Source organism: Vibrio sp. QJM3NY_35, from assembly GCF_057785915.1.
The window spans coordinates 2449011-2469765 of the sequence record NZ_CM173507.1; the positions used below are offsets into that span (position 1 = coordinate 2449011).

20 protein-coding genes and 1 tRNA gene are annotated in these 20755 nt (G+C 45.1%); 6 read left to right on the forward strand and 15 right to left on the reverse strand.

All coding sequences use genetic code 11. The annotated features are described in order from the left end of the window. Positions 1–292: 292 nt before the first annotated feature. A complete protein-coding gene (locus AC3CH3_RS10910; protein WP_004734183.1) occupies positions 293–916 on the forward strand; it encodes a trimeric intracellular cation channel family protein in 624 nt (207 codons plus the stop codon). A 102-nt stretch (positions 917–1018) separates the two neighbouring features. Here the strand turns inward: AC3CH3_RS10910 and aroC are convergent, their stop codons facing one another. Together aroC and AC3CH3_RS10920 are read right to left on the reverse strand one after the other, a co-directional pair. Further along, positions 1019–2104 carry a chorismate synthase gene (gene aroC / locus AC3CH3_RS10915; protein WP_004734182.1) on the reverse strand — a complete coding sequence of 362 codons (1086 nt, stop codon included), beginning with the start codon at positions 2102–2104 and terminating at the stop codon, positions 1019–1021. 269 nt (positions 2105–2373) lie between these two features. Beyond that, positions 2374–2450 (reverse strand) — tRNA-Arg (locus AC3CH3_RS10920). 211 nt (positions 2451–2661) lie between these two features. Here AC3CH3_RS10920 and folD point away from each other — a divergent pair. After that, positions 2662–3519, forward strand: coding sequence for a bifunctional methylenetetrahydrofolate dehydrogenase/methenyltetrahydrofolate cyclohydrolase FolD (folD, locus tag AC3CH3_RS10925; RefSeq protein ID WP_488537145.1), 858 nt, complete (start codon positions 2662–2664; stop codon positions 3517–3519). Positions 3520–3636: 117 nt separating this feature from the next. Here folD and AC3CH3_RS10930 read toward each other — a convergent pair whose 3' ends face one another. The 5 genes from AC3CH3_RS10930 to AC3CH3_RS10950 all read right to left on the reverse strand — a co-directional run bounded on the left by AC3CH3_RS10930 (position 3637) and on the right by AC3CH3_RS10950 (position 9395). Further along, positions 3637–5451 (reverse strand): cation:proton antiporter, encoded by a 1815-nt coding sequence (locus AC3CH3_RS10930; protein ID WP_488537146.1) that lies wholly within the window; start codon positions 5449–5451, stop codon positions 3637–3639. A gap of 164 nt (positions 5452–5615) precedes the next feature. Continuing rightward, a complete protein-coding gene (locus AC3CH3_RS10935; protein ID WP_488537147.1) occupies positions 5616–6815 on the reverse strand; it encodes a NupC/NupG family nucleoside CNT transporter in 1200 nt (399 codons plus the stop codon). Positions 6816–7020: 205 nt separating this feature from the next. Next, positions 7021–7941 (reverse strand): LysR family transcriptional regulator, encoded by a 921-nt coding sequence (locus AC3CH3_RS10940; RefSeq protein ID WP_080967320.1) that lies wholly within the window; start codon positions 7939–7941, stop codon positions 7021–7023. Positions 7942–8075: 134 nt separating this feature from the next. Further along, positions 8076–9074 carry a lytic murein transglycosylase gene (locus tag AC3CH3_RS10945; RefSeq protein ID WP_488537148.1) on the reverse strand — a complete coding sequence of 333 codons (999 nt, stop codon included), beginning with the start codon at positions 9072–9074 and terminating at the stop codon, positions 8076–8078. 30 nt (positions 9075–9104) lie between these two features. After that, positions 9105–9395 (reverse strand): YcgL domain-containing protein, encoded by a 291-nt coding sequence (locus AC3CH3_RS10950; RefSeq protein ID WP_017062372.1) that lies wholly within the window; start codon positions 9393–9395, stop codon positions 9105–9107. A gap of 219 nt (positions 9396–9614) precedes the next feature. Here AC3CH3_RS10950 and minC point away from each other — a divergent pair, with 219 nt between their 5' ends. The 3 genes from minC to minE are packed head-to-tail and all read left to right on the forward strand — an operon-like array spanning position 9615 to position 11381. Beyond that, a complete protein-coding gene (gene minC, locus AC3CH3_RS10955) occupies positions 9615–10277 on the forward strand; it encodes a septum site-determining protein MinC (protein WP_017063419.1) in 663 nt (220 codons plus the stop codon). Between the two features lie 21 nt (positions 10278–10298). Further along, the gene (minD, locus tag AC3CH3_RS10960; RefSeq protein WP_009848498.1) at positions 10299–11111 is read left to right on the forward strand and encodes a septum site-determining protein MinD; all 813 of its coding nucleotides are present in this window, start codon (positions 10299–10301) and stop codon (positions 11109–11111) included. A gap of 6 nt (positions 11112–11117) precedes the next feature. Then, positions 11118–11381 (forward strand): cell division topological specificity factor MinE, encoded by a 264-nt coding sequence (gene minE / locus AC3CH3_RS10965; RefSeq protein WP_004737949.1) that lies wholly within the window; start codon positions 11118–11120, stop codon positions 11379–11381. Positions 11382–11494: 113 nt separating this feature from the next. On the opposite strand, the gene rnd is transcribed toward minE, so the two are convergent. From rnd to AC3CH3_RS11005, 8 genes are all read right to left on the reverse strand, one after another. Further along, positions 11495–12613, reverse strand: coding sequence for a ribonuclease D (gene rnd, locus AC3CH3_RS10970; RefSeq protein ID WP_488537149.1), 1119 nt, complete (start codon positions 12611–12613; stop codon positions 11495–11497). Positions 12614–12756: 143 nt separating this feature from the next. Then, positions 12757–14451: a long-chain-fatty-acid--CoA ligase FadD gene (fadD, locus tag AC3CH3_RS10975; RefSeq protein ID WP_488537150.1), complete on the reverse strand. Its 1695-nt coding sequence runs from the start codon at positions 14449–14451 to the stop codon at positions 12757–12759. A 106-nt stretch (positions 14452–14557) separates the two neighbouring features. Next, positions 14558–15409, reverse strand: a complete 852-nt coding sequence (locus tag AC3CH3_RS10980) for an alpha/beta fold hydrolase (protein ID WP_019826147.1) — start codon at positions 15407–15409, stop codon at positions 14558–14560. 49 nt (positions 15410–15458) lie between these two features. Next, positions 15459–16019: a Slp family lipoprotein gene (locus tag AC3CH3_RS10985; protein WP_488537151.1), complete on the reverse strand. Its 561-nt coding sequence runs from the start codon at positions 16017–16019 to the stop codon at positions 15459–15461. 35 nt (positions 16020–16054) lie between these two features. Continuing rightward, positions 16055–16360 (reverse strand): hypothetical protein, encoded by a 306-nt coding sequence (locus AC3CH3_RS10990; protein WP_017062378.1) that lies wholly within the window; start codon positions 16358–16360, stop codon positions 16055–16057. Between the two features lie 72 nt (positions 16361–16432). Continuing rightward, positions 16433–17134 carry a tRNA (adenosine(37)-N6)-threonylcarbamoyltransferase complex dimerization subunit type 1 TsaB gene (gene tsaB, locus AC3CH3_RS10995; protein ID WP_488537152.1) on the reverse strand — a complete coding sequence of 234 codons (702 nt, stop codon included), beginning with the start codon at positions 17132–17134 and terminating at the stop codon, positions 16433–16435. A gap of 59 nt (positions 17135–17193) precedes the next feature. After that, entirely contained in the window at positions 17194–19122 is a 1929-nt protein-coding gene (yoaA, locus tag AC3CH3_RS11000; RefSeq protein WP_488537153.1) for a DNA repair helicase YoaA, read from the reverse strand. A gap of 160 nt (positions 19123–19282) precedes the next feature. Then, entirely contained in the window at positions 19283–19483 is a 201-nt protein-coding gene (locus AC3CH3_RS11005) for a hypothetical protein (protein ID WP_488537154.1), read from the reverse strand. 281 nt (positions 19484–19764) lie between these two features. Between AC3CH3_RS11005 and purU the strand changes: the two genes are divergently transcribed. Beyond that, positions 19765–20598, forward strand: a complete 834-nt coding sequence (gene purU, locus AC3CH3_RS11010; protein WP_048660881.1) for a formyltetrahydrofolate deformylase — start codon at positions 19765–19767, stop codon at positions 20596–20598. Positions 20599–20755: the final 157 nt, after the last annotated feature.

The window sequence follows — 20755 nt, forward strand, 5'->3', positions numbered from 1 at the left end:
AAATTTAAGTAAAAAGAACTGGAGCATTTTGCGTTTTTTTAAGCGCCCGGTAAAGCCCTATCAAGCGTAATGATATCGGGTTCGCCATTATACTTTGCAGTGACAATCGATTGCCATTCCCAGATTACACCACTTTAAGGTGAATGATTAGTTTAGCTAATCTGAAACGCCCATTCACGGTACAAATATTCATTCGTCAACAAGCATTTTTACTACTACACTCGCGCTTCATTTTATATCCCTAAGGCCTATAAGACTCGAGTTTATAGACCTAAATTATAGAGCTACAGCAATGCTACTAAGTGTTTTGTATATCATTGGCATCACGGCAGAAGCCATGACCGGCGCTCTCAGTGCTGGCAAACAAAAAATGGATTGGTTTGGTGTAATGTTGGTTGCGAGTGCAACGGCAATTGGCGGCGGTACGGTGCGAGATATCTTACTTGGCCATTATCCTTTAGGTTGGGTTGAAAACCCGCAGTATCTGGCCATCACCTGTATCGCAGGTGTTATTACAACCGGACTGGCTAAATGGGTTATCAAGCTAAAAGGTTTATTTATTCGCTTGGATGCCTTAGGCCTAATTGTATTCAGTATCATTGGTACCAAAGTAGCGATGACTATGGGTCTGCACCCGATGATTTGCATGGTATCGGCACTGGTGACTGGTGTCTTTGGTGGCTTGCTACGCGACCTTATCTGTCGTCAAACACCATTGGTATTGCATGAAGAGCTGTATGCGTCTGTCGCACTTGTCGCTTCAGGTTTGTACCTCGGTTTGCTTGAGCTTGGCATCAACGACGTAACCGCGACGATTGTTACGCTTGTGGTGGGTTACTTGCTGCGCATGGCGGCCGTGCGATTCAAGTGGCGTTTACCTTCGTTCCAGCTTGATCCGGAAAGCTCGGTACATTAGATAATATATTCTCAATTACGCACAATATAAAAAGGGTTGCTTCATTACGAAAGCAACCCTTTTTGTTTTTATCAAATCTGTTCTGAATTAAACGAAGCAGAACTAGATTTTTGGCGTTTCAGTTGTCACACCAAAGTTTTGACCACGGTGACGTAGCAAGTGATCAAGCAATACAATCGCTAACATTGCTTCTGCGATCGGCACAGCACGAATACCCACACATGGATCATGACGACCTTTAGTGATTAGCTGCGTTGCTTCACCGTCTTTAGTGATCGTGTCACCAGGAACGGTAATGCTTGATGTTGGTTTAAGCGCAATGCTTGCCACAATATCTTGGCCAGTAGAAATACCACCTAAGATACCGCCAGCATGGTTGCTGCTGAAACCTTCTGGAGTTAATGGATCACGGTGTTCACTACCGCGTTGATTAACCACATCAAAGCCATCACCAATCTCAACACCTTTCACCGCATTGATGCTCATTAGAGCATGCGCGATGTCTGCATCTAGACGATCAAAGATTGGCTCACCAAGGCCTACAGGCACTTTAGTCGCAACCACTTGAATCTTCGCACCGATCGAGTTGCCTTCTTTTAGCAAGTCACGAATCAGTTGGTCAAATTCCGGTACTTTGTCGGCATCTGGGCAGAAGAAAGCGTTGTTTTCAATCTCGTTCCAATCCACTTTATCAATTGAGATATCACCCATTTGAGAAAGGTAAGCTTGGATTTCAACACCAAATTCTTGTTTTAGGTATTTCTTCGCAATGGCACCTGCCGCTACACGCATTGCAGTTTCACGAGCTGAAGAACGACCACCACCTCGGTAATCACGCACACCGTACTTTTGATGATAGGTATAGTCAGCGTGTCCAGGGCGGAACTTGTCTTTAATTTCGGAATAGTCTTTAGAGCGTTGGTCTGTATTTTCAATCAATAGACCAATAGAAGTGCCCGTAGTTTGGCCTTCAAATACACCTGATAAGATTTTCACTTCATCCGCTTCACGGCGAGCCGTTGTATAACGAGAAGTACCAGGGCGACGACGATCCAAATCTCTTTGAAGGTCTGCTTCTGTAATTTCTAATCCTGGTGGGCACCCATCTACGATACATCCTAGTGCGATACCGTGACTTTCTCCGAACGTGGTCACGCGGAAATGTTGTCCGATACTGTTTCCTGCCATTACTTCCTCTAAATCAGCTATTGAGCAGAAGGTTTGATTCCTAAACCGACTGGCTAATAGCTTTACTTGTCTATTCTTCGTGAATTCATAGTGGCTTTATTACCAAATGATGTAAACCCCAAAAAACGAACAATTTTAACTTTCTATTACATAAGCCGAATGAAACGAATAACAGAAGAAAATGAGTCGCGCTTGAAAAGAAGTGTTTTATGATGTGTAAAATGCAAAAAACCCGACAACTCGGAGAGTTATCGGGTTTCTTTAAATAATGGCACGCCCTGAAGGATTCGAACCTTCGACCACCTCCTTAGAAGGGAGGTGCTCTATCCAGCTGAGCTAAGGGCGCGCTACAGGAACGAATTATACGAATTCGAATCAGTAAAGCAACGGCTTTATGTAACATTCTGATCTAAGTGGGTAAAAAAAGGGCAACAAACATATAAGTGTTGGAAAATAGACCAAAGCAAACGTTTGCTTGATGGTAATCAAAAAGATTTTCTGGAATAATGCGCCAAAAACATCAGCCACTAACTTGAATATCAATACTAAGGAAATTCATGACTGCTCAAAATATTGATGGAAAGCTAATTTCTCAAACGGTTCGCTCCGAAGTTGCTGCACGTGTAAAAGCTCGTACTGAAGCTGGATTACGCGCTCCGGGCCTAGCGGTTGTTTTAGTGGGTGAAGACCCTGCTTCTCAGGTTTACGTTGGAAGTAAGCGTAAAGCGTGTGAAGAAGTTGGCTTCGTATCTAAATCTTACGACTTGCCAGCCACTGCGACAGAAGACGAATTGCTAACACTGGTAGACCAACTGAACGACGATCCAGAGATCGACGGTATTCTTGTTCAACTGCCTCTACCAGCAGGCATTGATAGCACTCACGTTCTTGAGCGTATCACGCCAGAGAAAGACGTTGATGGCTTCCACCCATACAATGTTGGCCGTTTGGCTCAGCGCATGCCTAAGCTTCGCTCTTGTACGCCAAAAGGCATCATCACGCTGCTTGACCGTTACAACATCGACTTACGTGGTAAACACGCGGTTGTGGTTGGCGCATCAAACATTGTAGGTCGCCCAATGACGCTAGAACTTCTTCTAGCAGGTTGTACGACGACAACATGTCACCGCTTCACCAAAGACCTTGAAGGTCACGTGCGTCAAGCAGACGTTGTTGTAGTTGCCGTTGGTAAGCCTAACTTCATTCCTGGCACTTGGATTAAGAAAGGCGCTGTTGTGGTCGATGTTGGTATCAACCGTTTAGAATCTGGCAAACTAGTGGGTGACGTTGAATACGACGTAGCGAAAGAAAGCGCAAGCTTCATCACACCAGTACCGGGTGGTGTTGGCCCAATGACGGTTGCGAGCCTAATCGAAAACACCATGATCGCTTGCGAGCAATTTCACTCGAAGTAATCCGCAGCGCATAAAAATAGAATGAGAAAGCCGCAACGTAATGAACGTTGCGGCTTTTTTATGCTTAACGATTCGTCTTTGAAACAAGGCGACTCGCTTTTGATGAAGTGCTCGTTGCTACTTATCTGGAGTCTCGACTTTTTCCACCTGTTCAGAAGGCGGTAATAAACTAATAAGCTCACACTCCGTTGATATGAGTTTTTCCAACTCAGATCCTTGTGTAATTAGACGGAAATCACCGCCAGTAATCACCCCAAGAGGAATGGCTTTAGGGTACAGAGCGCTAAACTCTTTTAAATCAAATGCCTCGGTCAAACCTGTACTTTTAATTTGGCTACCCTGAGCCATCAGTGAGTTAAGCTTAGAATAGGTGATCCCTTCCGAAAACAGACTTCTATTGCCATCGCGACTCACTTGGTGCCTTTCATGTTTATTCTCTGAAGATTCAAGCTCAAACACCTTATTTCCACCAAACTCGTCTTGATAGTGCATGCTAACTAACGGGTTAGTTTGACGATAAGGCGACACGATCATCGCACGCCCTATTCTATCCAATTCCAGATTATTTTCAGCGTGGCTCGAAGCCGGGTTACCAAAATAAACATTCAAGTTTTCCATACGCGCCAAGCGAATACTTTCCCAGTTGGTATCAGCAAGCACACTGTTGATGTTATGTGTGGCTAGCACTTTGGCAAACTGGCGTGAAAACTGAGTCGCACCAAAGAAGATAACGCCTTGTGCCTTCTCTTGAGTCACACCTAGCCTTCTCGCCCACCAACTCGCGGTAAGGCTCTGAATCACAACCGTACCGATGATGACCAAGAACACCATTGGCACCAGAAGGTCTGCGCCTTCAATTAATTGTTTTTCTTGAAGCTTGATTGCAAACAGAGAAGAAACCGCGGCTGCAACGATCCCGCGTGGTGCCATCCAACTCAAAAACCATTTATCCGCAGAGGTAAGATCCGTGCCGATCCCGCTGATCCACACACTCAAAGGACGCACCACCAGCATCACTACCGCTAACAGGCCAGCCCCACCCCAACCTATCGAGAGGAAGGTTCCGGAGTCGAGCCTGCTCGCTAATAGAATAAACAACGCAGAAATAAGCAACACGGTTAGGGTTTCTTTGAATTCGATGATGTCTTCGATATCCAAGCCTTTAACGTTGGCAAGCCAGATCCCCATGATGGTCACGGTTAATAAACCAGACTCTTCACTCAAGTCATTCGAGAAAGAGAACGCTGCGAGCATTAACGTCAGTACAGCAACATTACGCAAATAGTGCGGAACCCAATGCCCTTTCAGCATCTTGGCAATCAAATGGCCACCGATGATCCCTAAGCCTAGACCTATGACTAACGTCAGGCCCAGAGCTGATAGAACGTGTCCGGTAGGGTCGGCAGAAGAAACAATGTACTCGTAGACGAGAACCGCAAACAGAGCGCCAATCGGGTCAATCACTATCCCCTCCCATCGCAAGATACTGCTTAAGGAAGATTTAGGTTGAATGCTGCGTAGCATTGGCACAATTACCGTTGGCCCCGTCACCACGACTAATGCACCAAACAGAGCCGCTAAAGGCCAACTGAAATCCACAAAGTAATTAGCACCCACCACGATACACGCCCAGGTAATCAACATGCCGAAACTCACGAGGTGAGTCACCATCCGGCCATGGCCTCTGATTTCTTTGAAATTTAGGGTCAATGCACCTTCAAACAGGATGATGGCAACCCCTAAGGAAATCATAGGAAACAACACATCACCGAAAATGGCATCGGGATTTAGGATATTCAGGCCGGGGCCTAACAATAGACCGACGATGAGGAGAGGAAGAATAGCGGGAAGACGTAAACGCCAACCGAGCAGCTGACAAGCTAAAGACAAGAGTCCAATTAACGCCAAAGAAGAAGTAATCGACAAATCCATTTGTGCCCCTAAAAGGTTTGTACCACACCCTGTGGTACAAACTATGCAATGAAATAAGAAAGCCTATGTTCTTACACTATAGGCTCTCTTTTTCACGCTAACCGAATATTATTGTGATTAATCAGTTACTTTACTATAGGGGAAGTAAAGCCATGATCAGTTAGCTATAGAGAAAGTACAACACCAGCAATAGCGGCACTCATTAAGTTAGCAAACACACCCGCACAAATTGCTTTGAAGCCATATTGTGAGATGAAAGAGCGACGCTCTGGAACTAAGCTGCCCAAACCACCGATCAGAATCGCCATGGTAGAGATGTTAGCAAAGCCACATAGAGCAAAAGTTACGATCGCTTGTGAGTGCTCACTCAGTGCCTCTTTAGCATCCATTAGCTGGATGAAAGCCACGAACTCGTTCACGACAATCTTGTTACCGATCAATGAACCTGCAACCACAGCCTCAGACCACGGTACACCGATTAGCCATGCAACGGGTGCAAACACATAACCTAGGATAATTTCGAAGCTTAGGTTTACGCCAAACCAGCCACCAACAATACCTAGCAAGCCATTCAGCATTGCAATCACACTGATAAAGGCAAGAAGTGTTGCACCCACTGCAACGGCAATACGAAGTCCAGACATAGCCCCATCTGCCATTGCCTCAACTACGTTTGTTGCTCGTGGAATTTCTACATCAGACTCAATATTTTCTTGAGCGTCATCTGGGCTGCCAGGTACTAAGATTTTAGCCATCAATAGACCGGCTGGTGCAGACATGAATGCCGCAGCGATCAGGAAGTTTAAGTCAACGCCAAGCGATGCATAACCCACTAACGTACCACCAGCAACAGAAGCCAAACCACACACCATCACAGCAAACAGTTGTGAATCCGTCATGTGCTTTAGGTAAGGTTTAACCACCAATGGCGCTTCAATCATGCCGACAAAGATGTTGGCAGTCGCAGACAGTGATTCTGCACGACCTGTACCCAAGAACTTCTGTAGCGCACCACCAATAAGGTTGATCACCTTTGGCATAAAGCCAATGTGGTACAAACCTGAAATCAATGCAGAGAAAAAGATAATGATGCCAAGAACATTAATCGCGAAAACAAATCCGTTATTCGTTAGGCCACCAAATAGAAAGTTAATCCCCTCTTGACCGTAGTTGATCAAGCTAGATACCGCACCCGTGGCTGCATTCAACGCTTCTTTACCCATTGGTACATACAGAACCAACAGCGCGAATGAGATTTGTAATAAGAAAGCCAAAGAGACTGTTCTTAGTGGAATATTTTTTCTGTCCGTAGATAGTAACCAAGCGGCAACTAAAATAGTGATAATTCCAAGTAGGGAAGCCATGTGCGTCAACCTAAAAGTTATAGATAGGAAAGGCGACGCATTCTATAGAGGAAATCGTTTGCGGCAAGCTGAGGTTGTTAACGTGATGTTGGGGTAATCACGATATAACTATGAGTATAATTAAGTTATTGAATTTTAATAATTAACTTTGATTAAAAAGCGTACTTTTTCCATGTGGAAATTATATTTATAGATTAGGAAACAGTTAACGATGCAGTTCAACGCAGGTTTTAAGGTTTTTGTCCCAATATGTCGGCGACCCGATATGATCTTTAATGAACTCAATCACCGCTGAAAGCTTCTTCGGCATGTTCTTTCGGCTTGGATAAACAGCATAGAATGGCATTAGCTGACTGGCTCTCCACTCTGGTAATACTTGAATCAATTTTCCCGTTCTAAACTCTTCTTTCACTAAGTAAGTCGCCAGATAAGCAACGCCCCACCCTGATACTGCCGCGTCTCGTACTGCCTCAGCCAAATCAACTGAGTAATCGCCCGCGACTTTGACGCTGAGGTTTTCTTGCCCGTTGTCAAACGCCCATGATGTGTAATCTCGTTCACGGCTGCGATAGATAAGACAGTTATGGTCAATCAAATCGGAAGGTACATGTGGCGTCCCAGCCTTAATCAGATAATCCGGTGACGCAGCCACCACAAACTGACTGTCGGCTAATCGCTGCGCAATGTAACCTTCAGGCAGGTCTTCATTGTTGGTGATCCAGAGATCCAAGCGCTCTTCAATCATGTCCACCTTATAGTCGAACAAGTGGACCTCGATTCTCAGCTGTGGGTAAAGCTGTCTGAGTTGGTCGATCGCGGGAATGATATGCAGCGTGCCAAATGACTGCGACAAACCGACGCGCAGTATTCCAGAGATATCATCGCGCTGGCTGTCCATATCCATCTGAGCTGATTTCACCGTGTTAAACAGCTGCTCACAGTGTTGATAGAACACGTCTCCCGCTTCGGTAAGCGTGAGGCTTCGTGTCGTCCTTTGCACCAGCTTGATTCCTATCGAGTCTTCAAGCAAAGCGACTTGCTTGCTGATATGAGACACTGAAACATTTAAGCTCTTTGCAGCACTGGTAAAGCCTTCATGCTTAATTAACGCATGGAATATCACCATCTGTGCAGCTCTATCTGTTAGCACAAGGCCACCTTCTCAAATCTCTAAAATATAAAATCAAAAAGGACTCCGAAGAGTCCTTTAGTTCGTTCTGCCTATGGTAGGCCAAATGCTATAAAAGCAAGCTATGCCAATTAATCAAACTTAATTCTGTCGGCTAGGTGGCTTACTGCCAAAGCAAAGTAGTAAGAACGATTCCACTTCATTAACACATTGTAGTTGTTGTAAATGAGGTACGAACGTCCGGTTTCATCATCCGGCATAATTAACCAAGCTTTAATGTCTTCATCAAGCGTCGGCAGTGGGCGATCGTCGTAGCGCTTAATACCAAGTTCAGACCACTCTTTTAGATATTTAGCTTTTTCTTCAGTTCGGCCTTGCAAATCAATAGACACGGTTGACGGTACGTGAACCTGACGGCCCCAAGTGTACTTATCATCCCAACCTGATTGGCTAAGGTAATTGGCTGCCGAAGCAAACACATCTTCTTCAGTGCCCCAGATATCTTTCTTACCGTCGCCATTACCATCAGCGGCAAACGCTAAGAATGAGCTTGGCATAAACTGAGGTTGCCCCATAGCACCAGCCCAAGAGCCTTTCATCTCTTTTGGTGCTATATGGCCTTGATCAAGAATCTTCAACGCCGCCATTGCTTCGCTGCGGAAAAACGCTTCTCTGCGCCCTTCGTAAGCCATGGTCGTTAGCGCATCGATAACACTGTAATTACCGGTGAACTTACCAAAGTTACTCTCAACGCCCCATAGTGCGACAATGAATCTTGGTTGAACACCATATTCATCACCAATACGCTTTAGCGCTGTGTAATGCTTTTTATAAAGAGAGCGAGCTTGCTTCACTTTCCAATCTGGTACCGCTCGTGGAATGTATTCATCCAGAGTCAGCTTTTTCTCAGGTTGGTTTTTGTCGGCTTTCACCGCTCTTGGCTTAAACGTTACACCATCAAAGGCTTCATCAATGATCGCTTCAGAGATGCCTTCTTCACGGCCTTGTTGCTTTAGTTTTTCTACATATTGCTCGAAGCTCAGTTGTTCAGCTTGTACTGAACTTATGGTCAGGCTGTTACCCAATAGTAATGCCGACACAGCCAATATGGTTTTCGAAAATTTACTCAACGATCACTCCTCCCTGAATTGAGGTGGCTATCACTCTTCGTCTTGAGATTTCTGTTGAGCTTTACGCTCTTTATGAAGCTCAAGTTCGTTAACTGGTGGTGGCGGAACCTGCAAAAAGAAACCATCGGTATTCAGTGATTCTTTCACTTTTTCGATGTTTACTTGAGCCAGTTTACGGCCATCCATTTTAATTACCATTACAAAACTAGGTTTACCAAACATTTGCATCAATGCGTCAGGAACTTGTGAAAAATCATCCTTCTTAGGGATATAAAGGTATGTTCCTTCTTTCTTTGAGCTTTTATATATAGAACACAGCATGACAAACCTTTTAATTGATTATGACTACAAAACTCTCACTTGCGAGATCAATAGTTTATGTTAGGGAAATATTGGGAACAAAACGTCCATTTGACAACAAGATTACTTGCTGTGCTTGGTTTGGGAATATAACATGATAAACCTAGTTTCAGGCAATGCCCTTTATTTTATTGATAAAGAAATTGTACCAATCCGCTATTGAGGTCCTGTAGTTTTTCGATGTCTAGTAACCCAGATCTAAAAGGTAGCAGCTTTACGCTATCTGTTTTGCACTTATCCGATGATCAAGTCGAAAATGCAGTCTCTTTTCTTCAAGAGAAAGTAGACCAAGCACCTACGTTTTTCGCTGCCGCACCTGTTGTTATCAACATCAGCAAAGTCGCGGGCGATATCGATTTTGTGCAACTTAAAAATGGTATATCTCAAGCGGGCATGATCCCGGTTGGTGTGGCTGGCTGTTCTGATAAGCGAATGCAAAACCTCGCTAAAGAAGCCGGTTTTGCAGTGATGACGGCAAGCAAGTCGCCGTCTCAAGCTCCAGCGAAGATGGCACCAATCAAAGTGATTAGAACCCCTATTCGTTCTGGTCAGCAGGTTTATGCGAAAGATGGCGATCTATTGATACTCAGCCATGTGAGTGCAGGCGCGGAAGTGATTGCCGATGGCAGTATCCATATTCATGGCACTTTACGCGGCCGTGCGATTGCGGGTGCAAGTGGTCAAACTGAAGCAAAAATAATTTGTAATGACTTACAAGCCGAGCTGGTTTCCATTGCTGGAAACTACTGGCTCAGCGATCAAATTGAAAGCGAGTACTGGCAGAAGAAAACCATGTTCAGTATGGCAAACGATGTATTACACGTTGATGTCCTCGCAATATAAGAGAAATAAAAGGAAAAAAGAATGGCACGCATTATCGTTGTAACGTCAGGTAAAGGCGGGGTAGGCAAAACGACCTCCAGTGCAGCTATTGCCTCGGGTCTGGCTTTAAAAGGAAAGAAAACCGCAGTTATCGACTTTGATATCGGTCTGCGTAACCTAGATTTAATCATGGGTTGTGAGCGTCGTGTCGTTTACGATTTCGTTAACGTTATCAATGGTGAAGCTACGCTGAACCAAGCGATGATCAAAGACAAGCGCACAGAGAACCTGTTCATTCTTCCTGCTTCTCAAACTCGTGATAAAGATGCACTAACCAAAGACGGTGTTCGTCGCGTATTTGATGAGCTAGATGAAATGGGCTTTGATTTCATCATCTGTGATTCTCCTGCGGGTATCGAACAAGGCGCTCTAATGGCGTTGTACTTTGCTGATGAAGCGATTGTAACGACTAACCCTGAAGTCTCTTCTGTACGCGACTCAGACCGTATTCTAGGTATTCTTGACTCTAAATCTCGTCGTTCAGAAGACGGCTTAGAGCCAGTGAAAACACACCTTCTACTGACTCGCTACAACCCAGCACGCGTAACTCAAGGTGAGATGCTAAGTGTTGAAGACGTTGAAGAGATCCTACACATCTCTCTACTGGGCGTGATTCCAGAGAGCCAAGCGGTACTGAATGCATCGAACAAGGGTGTTCCAGTTATCTTTGACGAAGCAACCGACGCAGGTATGGCTTACAATGATACTGTAGAGCGACTACTAGGTAGCCAAGTGGACTTCCGTTTCTTAACGGAACAGAAGAAAGGCATCTTCAAAAGACTGTTCGGGGGCTAATACGCAATGTCATTACTAGAGTTTTTCAGACCACAGAAAAAGACGACCGCAAACCTAGCTAAAGAGCGTTTGCAGATCATTGTTGCTGAGCGCCGCAGTCATGACGACCCTGCTCCATCGTACTTACCGCAACTGAAAGAAGACATCTTGAAGTGTATTGCAAAGTACGTTGAGGTAGATCCATCAATGGTTGATCTGACGTTCGAACACAAAGATGACGACATCTCAGTATTAGAGCTGAATGTTAAGCTACCAGAAGACGATAAGTGATCTTCGTTATCTTGTAAGTAGTCAGCAGATTAAATAAAAAAGAGAGCCTAGGCTCTCTTTTTTGTGTCTGCATTTTATATCTGTAACTGGCTAACTCTTAGAACAAGAACAGGTTACTTAATCGCTTTATTCAGCTTTTCGCCAACCAGATCTAAACGCCAGCCTTGCATAACATCAGGCAGTTTTTCTGGGTTACGATCGTGCTTCCACACCCAGCTTAACACTTGGTTAAGTTGCTTCTTAGATGCCAAGAATTCCGTCGCCAAACCGCTGTGCTGTGATGCTGTTTTCACTTCATCTTTCAGCACTTTGAAGAGTTGCTTGTAGCCAGGGAAGTCCATTAGACGTTCTACTGGTGCTGGGTACTCTTCTTCTGGTGTATGTTCAGCTAACTTTACAATTGAGCTGATCTTCGCACCATGGCGACGCACAGAGCGGTAATCGAAACCTTCTTGCTCCATGTGCTTAGGATCTTTCATCGCAAAACGCGCCACAGCCCATAGGTCTTGTTCTTTGAAGACAAAGTTCAGCGCTAAATCGCGCTTGATTGCTTCTTTTAGACGCCAAGTTGCTAGAGGTCGTAAGATCGCTAGCTGCTTAGGTTGAAGCTGCCATGCCCCTTTAATATCAAGGTAGGCAGTGTCTGGGTTTACTTTACGGATGCGTTTGGCAACTTGTAAATCAGACTCTTGCTGAGCCGCTTCCCACCAGCCAGCTTCCATCACTTTTTCTAGAAGCTTGTTGTACATTGGCATTAGGTAATGCACGTCTGCCGCTGCGTAGTCCAATTGCTTTTGAGAAAGCGGACGCGCCAGCCAGTCGGTACGAGATTCACTTTTATCGAGATCGACACCGACAAACTCTGAAACCAGAGCAGCAAAGCCCGTTGATAAACCATGACCTAAGAAAGCTGCCATGATCTGTGTATCAACCATTTGGGTTGGTGTGCAGCCAAATGCGTTTTGGAACACTTCTAAATCTTCACCGCAAGCATGCAGCACTTTCAGAACAGAGGCGTCTTTCAACAATCCAACAAATGGTGTCATTTCACCAAGAGCAATAGGGTCAATCAGTGACAGCGTTTCACCATCAAATAACTGAATCAAGCCTAATTGAGGGTAATAGGTTCTTGTACGAACAAACTCCGTATCAAGCATAACGACATCGGCTTCACGTGCTTGTTGGCAAACTCGCTCAAGGTCTTTCAATTGGGTAATGATTTGATAATCCACAAAAACTCTCACAGGTTTCTATTTGATCGCCGGATACAAAAATGCCGACATTAACTGTCGGCATTCTAACACCATTTTTCAGCGCTCGCTTAGATTAAGCGCCTCAATGGTTATGGTGCAGTACTTTCGCGTAAACGGGCTAATTATTCGCTAGCGCGTTTAGCCAATTCTGCATCGTTTTCTTCACGCAGTACGCGGCGTAAGATCTTACCTACGTTAGTCTTTGGAAGATCATCTCTGAACTCGACTAATTTAGGGATCTTGTAACCCGTTAGGTGCTCACGACAGTGCGCGATAATGTCTTCTTTGGTTAGGCTAGGGTCACGCTTAACCACGTAGATCTTAACTAACTCACCAGACACTTCATGAGGCTGGCCGATAGCTGCTACTTCTAACACTTTGCCATGCAGAGCCACTACGTCTTCAATCTCGTTCGGGTAAACGTTGAATCCAGACACAAGAATCATGTCTTTCTTACGGTCTACGATGTACAACAAGCCTTCGTCATCAAACTTAACGATGTCACCTGTAGATAGCCAACCGTCTTGATCGATCACTTCTTTAGTCGCTTCAGGGCGCTGCCAGTAACCTTGCATCACTTGAGGGCCACGAACCTGCAACTCACCCACTTGGTCATTGCCTACTACTTTCCCTTCATCATCAACAATACGAACTTCTGTCGATGGTACAGGTAGGCCGATTGCACCTGTGTAGTCTTTTAGATCGTATGGGTTACCCGTTACTAGTGGTGAACACTCGGTTAACCCATAGCCTTCCAATAGGTGAACGCCTGTTGCTTTCTTCCATTGCTCAGCAACAGCGCGTTGAACCGCCATGCCGCCGCCAACAGATAAACGCATGTTACTGAAATCCAATTCATGGAAATCTTCGTTGTTTACCAACGCATTGAACAGGGTATTTACGCCAGTAATCGCGGTAAACGGAACCTTTTGTAGCTCTTTAATAAAACCAGGAATGTCACGAGGGTTAGTAATTAGAAGGTTACGACCACCCATCTCAACAAACAGTAAGCAGTTCACGGTCAGTGCAAATACGTGGTAAAGCGGCAGTGCTGTTACAACCAACTCGCGGCCTTCTTGCAGAACAGGACCGTAAGCCCCTTTCGCTTGAAGTACGTTCGCAATCATATTGCGGTGCGTTAGGATTGCGCCCTTAGCTACACCCGTTGTACCACCCGTGTACTGTAGGAATGCAATGTCATCACCCGCCATAAACGGCTTCACATACTGAAGACGGCGACCTTTGTGCAGTGCTTTTCTGAATGAGATAGCACCCGGCAGGTCATACTTAGGCACCATGCCTTTTACGTACTTCACTACGAAATCGACAATTGTACCTTTCGCGCGTGGCAGCATTTGCCCTAGGCTGGTGAGTACAACGTGTTTAACCGGCGTGTTATCAACCACTTTCTCTAGCGTGCTCGCAAAGTTAGATACGATAACAATCGCCTTTGCAGCAGAATCGTTCAGTTGATGCTCAAGCTCACGAGGTGTGTACAGTGGGTTGACGTTCACTGCAATCATACCTGCACGCAATACACCAAATAGTGCAATTGGGTATTGCAGTAGGTTTGGCATCATTAGCGCGACGCGATCGCCCTTCTTCAGTTTCAAGTCATTCTGCAGGTAAGCGGCAAAAGCACGGCTGCGCTCTTCTAGCTTACGGAATGTCATAATCGAGCCCATGTTCTCGAATGCAGGTTGGTCTGCGTACTTCTGTACCGACTGTTCAAACATTTCAACAAGAGATGGGTACTGATCTGGGTTGATCGTCTCTGGTACGTCACTTGGATAACGTGAAAGCCAAGGTTTATCCACTTTGTTACTCCTCGTTTATCAGCTGACGACTGTTTCGCCGCTTTTTATCATTGCGGTATTACAGCACAGCTTTAGTGCATGAGCACTAAAAGGCTCAAACACTTGTTTAAATTTTGTTAACTACACCAAGAATTAGCTCAGAAACTAACTCTGGACTCTCTAAATGGCAATGATGTCCGCCAGGAACAGTCTCTATATTTAGAGGACTATGGGCTGATTTGTAGCGATTATGCTGCAAATGTCGGAATCCATCATTTCCTAAAACTATTAATTGAGGGCATTCAATAGCCGCCATGATCGCTTCAGCGTGCGCCTGTGACATTCGATATAACGAGTCACATTTTAGATTAGGGTCGCATCGCCATTGCCAAGAGTTCTCGAACTCGACAATACCTCGCTCAACAATAGGAGCGATTAATTCAGCATTAATTTGGTTGGCGTGAGCTCTCAGCTTAATAGCATCCTCAAGGCTTGCCAAAGGACGTGAAGGCTTTCTTCGCTGTCGAAGACGACTGAGTACCCCATCCCTCAAGCGAGAGACTGTTTCGTGGGGAGCTTCAGAAAGAGGTCCGTGACCTTCAATTTGAATTAATCCTGACACCTTTTCAGGAAAGGCGGCACTATAGCAACTTGCTATCAATGCACCAAGTGAATGTCCTACCAGTACCAGTCTGTTTGGCGATAATTTAGTCACCAACTGATGCAAGTCATCAATATAATCATGAAATGGGTAGTAACTTCCCGATTTGTGCGACGAGAAGCCGTGTCCGAAGAGATCGATAGCCACAAGGTGAGCATTGGGCGCAAACTTGGCGACTTGCTGCATAACCTGATTAAAGCTGGACGAATTATCCAACCACCCATGAATAAAAACGACCGTCGTTGCGGTCGTTTGTGGGTTGCCAATCTGTTGTGTTGCAAGCGTCCCGCTCGCGAGGGAGTATGACTTTTCAATCATCAAACATGTAGTTCCATCTGTTTGCGCAATCAACGTGGAATAAAGTTAATTACTCTACGTCCTGTATAACTCGACCTTGTCTTGGCATCGTTTGAAAACTGCGACAATGTAAACTTCTGCACGAGTAGTAGGTTGGTGCAAAATCGTTAACAACCACGCGCTCAGTTATGTTCCACAGTCGTTGATTGTCCACTTTCATTACAGGGAAGGTGTAAGGGTATTCCCCTATTTTTCCATCTTCACTTCCGCTTGACTGACCAACCAGTGTAATCAGACGACCTTCTGCAAAACTTAGAGGCTCAACATACCCTTCAATATAACCAACAAAACGCCCGCTTGGCTCTGCGTCTAGATCTGGCTTACCGCTACTCGAAATCGGCATATTAGCAACTTCGATTCGAGTCCTGTCTTTCAAGTTGGTCACTTTAGAGATAACGCCACCTAATCGAACACTTTGCGCATCCGGTAGTTGGTCGACCCATTGTTGGTAATCGCTAATTACAGGCTCTGATTTTGCTTCAAGCTCGCTAGGAAGTGATGAACACCCGGCAAGTACCAAGACACCAAGAGAAAGGGCTATTAAGCGTGATTTAGAGAGATAATTTGACATGGTTCTGGTCCTTAAACAGGCATTAATAAGAAGCTCTAGATGTAGATATCGACACCGATAAGCTTTGCAAGTTCTTCTTTCTTCGCCTGATTCATTACATCCATATACTCTTCCATAGCCTTACGTCCTCGGCCTTCTGGAAGATCATACTGGATTTGAGCCTTGTGCAGTTCAGACTCTTTAACTTGACGAATAGAGTGAGAAACAGCATTAGCCACCTTAGTTGGTTGCCCAACCGCAGTGCTAGCATCAGATTTTTTTGCCTGCTCCTTCTTTTTGATTCGATTAGGCTTAGACGTGCTGCCTATCGAAGAAGGAGGTAAGTTGTTAATTGATACCATGACTAAATATCTGCCCTCTCAAATCTAAATAATACGCATTTAGATCTAATTTGCATCAGAACCTTGTAAAAATTATTCGCGACCTGGCAGTTTCTTCCAAGTCACTTTGTCACGAAGATAAACTGGCTCAGACTCTTCTGCTGCAACCGCTTTGCCTTCTGCATAAGCGAATTGAGCAAGGAACGCCATATCTTGAGCTTCTGGGAATAGCACTTCACACGCTTTGGTGTTGATCGCTAATGTGTCCATATGCTCGGCATAAGCTGCCCAACCGGTACCAACTTTCGCCCATGTTTCAGAATCTGCTTCTAACTGCGCAGCCAATTCGCTTGGTGGTGTAACACACTCAGCATCAACCGCAGTCCAACGACCGTCTTGTTCACGGCTGTAACGAGCCCAGTACACTTCACTCATACGCGCATCAATCGCTGTTGCTACATAAGTTTCACCAAATTTACGGTAGCTACCTTGCGCCATCGCTGCCAGTGTAGAGACACCGATCATCGGTAAATCCGCACCAAAAGCCAAGCCTTGAGCAATACCAATACCAATACGTACACCCGTGAAACTGCCTGGGCCTTGGCCAAACGCGATAGCATCAATATCGGTTAAAGCGACATTCGCTTCTTTCAGTACTTCATCAACCATAGGTAGAATTTTTTTTGTATGGTCTCGAGGAGCCTCTTCGCTACGTGCGAACACCTGGTCACCCATTACTAATGCAACTGAACAGTTTTCAGTTGCGGTATCTACTGCAAGAATTTTCGCGCTCATTTGTGTCTCAAATATCTGTTATCTAATCTAAAAATAATGGCTAAGCTCAACAATGCCAATTACTCAGCAGCGGTTGAATGGTCTTTAGCTAAGAATTCTTTAATGACCCCTAAGTCACGGGTACGTGGGATAGGCGGTAAACTCGCCAAAAATATGCCACCGTAATCGCGAGTCACCAATCGGTTATCGCAAATAATCAAAGCGCCATTATCGCGCTTGTCACGTATCAATCGGCCTACACCTTGTTTCAAGGTAATCACGGCGTCTGGCAACTGTACCTGTGCAAAAGGATCACCCCCTTTTAACTTACAGTCCTCGATTCGAGCCTTAAGTAAAGGGTCATCAGGGGCGGTAAAGGGCAATTTATCGATGATAACACAGCTTAATGCGTCGCCCCTAACATCTATCCCTTCCCAGAAAGCGCCGGTAGCCACCAGCAATGCGTTACCCAATTCCATGAACTCGGCTAAGGTTTTTTGCTTGCTTGTCTCACCTTGTAATAGGACTGGTACAGTGAGGGTTTCTCGGAATCGCTCACCCAACTCTTTCATCATGCTGTGTGAAGTACACAAGAAGAAACAGCGGCCTTGGTTTTGCTCAATCACCGGAGTCAGCATTCGAACTAACTTATCCGCCAAACCCGGACTATTGGGTTCTGGAAGATAACGAGGCACACATAAACGTGCCTGATTCGGATAATCAAATGGACTCGGCAGTGAAAACTGAGCCGATGGCTTTAAGCCAAGTCGAGAGGTAAAGTGATCGAAATCATCTGACACCGCCAAGGTTGCTGAGGTAAATACCCAAGCGCCCGGTTTAAGTTCGATTTGCTCATGGAATTTATCCGCAACCGACAGTGGTGTGATGTGCAAAGCGAATTGCCTTGGTGTTGTGTCATACCAATAGGAGTAACCCGTAATCGACACATCGCACACACGTTCAATGCGTGACTTAATCATGTTCGCACGTTCAAAAGCGGTGTCTAACAGTTGGCTTCGACCCAATGCTAGCTTCAATACATCGACGGCCAGTTGCAACGCATCTTGTAGACGAACAAGTTCTCGTGCAATTGACTCAGACTTTAGTGCTTCACGCCAGTTACCACGAAAGCCGGTATCGCCCAACACAATGCGTAGGTCGGCAGCTGACTGAACGAGCCTGTCCCCCACCTTTTGTAACTGACGCATGTCTTTCGCTTCGGTTCGGTAGGCGATCTCGATGTCTTTAGCGAGCTCATTGATCTGTCGGCTCGACACGGACTGACCAAAGTATTGGCTGGCAATATCGGGAAGCTGATGGGCTTCATCGAAGATAAACACGTCTGCTTCTGGGATTAGCTCACCGAACCCGGTTTCTTTAATCGCTAAGTCCGCTAAGAATAAGTGATGGTTTACAACAACCACATCCGAATCCATCGCTTTTTTACGCGCCTTAAGCACAAAGCAATCGGTGTAGCTTGGGCACTCTTTACCTAAGCAGTTGTCGTTAGTGGAAGTAATCGTAGGAATGATTGGGCTGTCTTCAGCGATATCATCACAATCGCCTAAATCCCCCGTTTGAGTGGATGAAGACCAACTACGAACTTTGACTAACTGAGCCAGCAGTGTTGGATCGGTATGAGCACCATGACTCTCGATCATTTGACGGCTGAGTCTGTCCAAACACAAATAGTTTGAACGCCCTTTAAGTAACGCAACCTGACCATAAAAGCCAAGCGCATCGACCATCAATGGTAAATCTCGGTGAAACAGCTGTTCTTGAAGGTTTTTAGACCCCGTACTAATGATGGTTTTCTTGCCACTAAGCAGCGCTGGCACTAAGTAAGCAAAGGTCTTACCGGTACCCGTTCCCGCTTCAACAACTAATTGGCTCTGTTGCTCAATAGCTTGTGAAACCGCTTCAGCCATGTCTAGCTGAGCTTGTCGTGGCTGAAACCCTGGGATCGCTTTACCCAGAGCACCATCAGCAGAAAACGTTTTAGATATCATAGAGTACGAAGTTTAGAAAAATAAAAGACGAATTATGGCAGGTTTAGTGAGCCGGCGCGAATCAAGAATGACTTCGCACCGGAGGTGTTTGGTTTAGTTTGACGTGACTTGAGTTACCTTAAAGGTAAGAACTGAAGAAGTAAGAATTAGAGAGTCATTTTTATTTTCGACTTAGGTAACGTGACAACCAAGAGGCGCCTTCAAAATGGTTATCACAAGGTTGCATGGCCTTCACCACATCGGTTGGCGAGGTCTTGCTTTCCCACATTTCATCTAGAACATTACCATCTAACTCCGTACCACCCACCAATGAATTCACTCGCTGGCAGTACAGTTTTTTTGCTAGTAACTCTTTATCCATAAGTACCACCTCTATTTTGGGCCAAGGCGTAAATGCCTCGGTTGAAGTTCAAATGCGTACTACGGTCAAAACTTTAAAAATGAAGCTTCTGCCTGTTTTCTTATCTAAAAACTGATATTTCCACATCAAACAATTTATCAATGCGATAAATGAGCAGCAGAATTTGTTGAAACCAACTTGATAATAGATTAATTATAACGGTGATATTGCGGCTCAGTTCACCGTTCGACGGCCTGCATTTAATTTAAAAAATAAAAATATTTCATGGAAGTAAGATGCAAATGGAAAGAAAAACTTTACTAACACATTGTACTGATGCCCCGGGCCTCATCTCTAAGATCACCAACATTTGTTATAAGCACCAACTCAATATTATTCACAACAATGAGTTCGTAGATAACACAAGTGGCCACTTCTTTATGCGCACCGAGCTTGAAGGGTATTTCAATGACGAAACCTTGCTTGCCGATTTAGACCAGGCGCTACCACAAAATACGAAGCGTAAACTTGTTGATTCATCTCGCAAGCGTGTTGTGATACTCGTGACCAAAGAGGCGCACTGCCTTGGCGACATTCTAATGAAGAACTTCGATGGCAGTTTAGACGTGGAAATCGCAGCAGTGGTTGGCAACTATGACATTCTACAAAGCCTAACCGAGCGTTTTGACATCCCTTACCACCATGTTTCTCACGAAGGGCTAAACCGTGAAGAGCATGAGAAGAAGATGCTAGAAGTGATTGACCAATACGAGGCTGATTACCTTGTTTTGGCTAAGTACATGCGAGTACTGACTCCGGGATTTGTTGAAAGGTACAACCACAAGATCATCAATATCCACCACAGCTTCTTGCCAGCATTTATTGGCGCGAAGCCATACCAACAAGCGTATGAGCGCGGCGTGAAGATCATTGGCGCAACGGCACACTTTGTGACGAATGATTTGGATGAAGGTCCGATCATCAAGCAAGATGTTATCCCTGTGGATCACAACTTCAGCGCGAAAGACATGGCACAAGCTGGTCGTGACGTAGAAAAGAATGTATTAAGTAAGGCGCTAAACAAGGTGATCAACGATCACGTGTTTGTTTACGGCAACAAGACTGTGATTCTGTAAGTCGGATATTCAATTTCCGGTAAGACTTCCAGTTAGAACCCAATAAAAAACGCGCAACAGGGTTAACCCATCGCGCGTTTTTTTGTATCTGATGATCAGACTCGCTTTGAGAGATTCCCGACTACGCTCCTTCGTCGCTATCGGGAATGACGAGTCA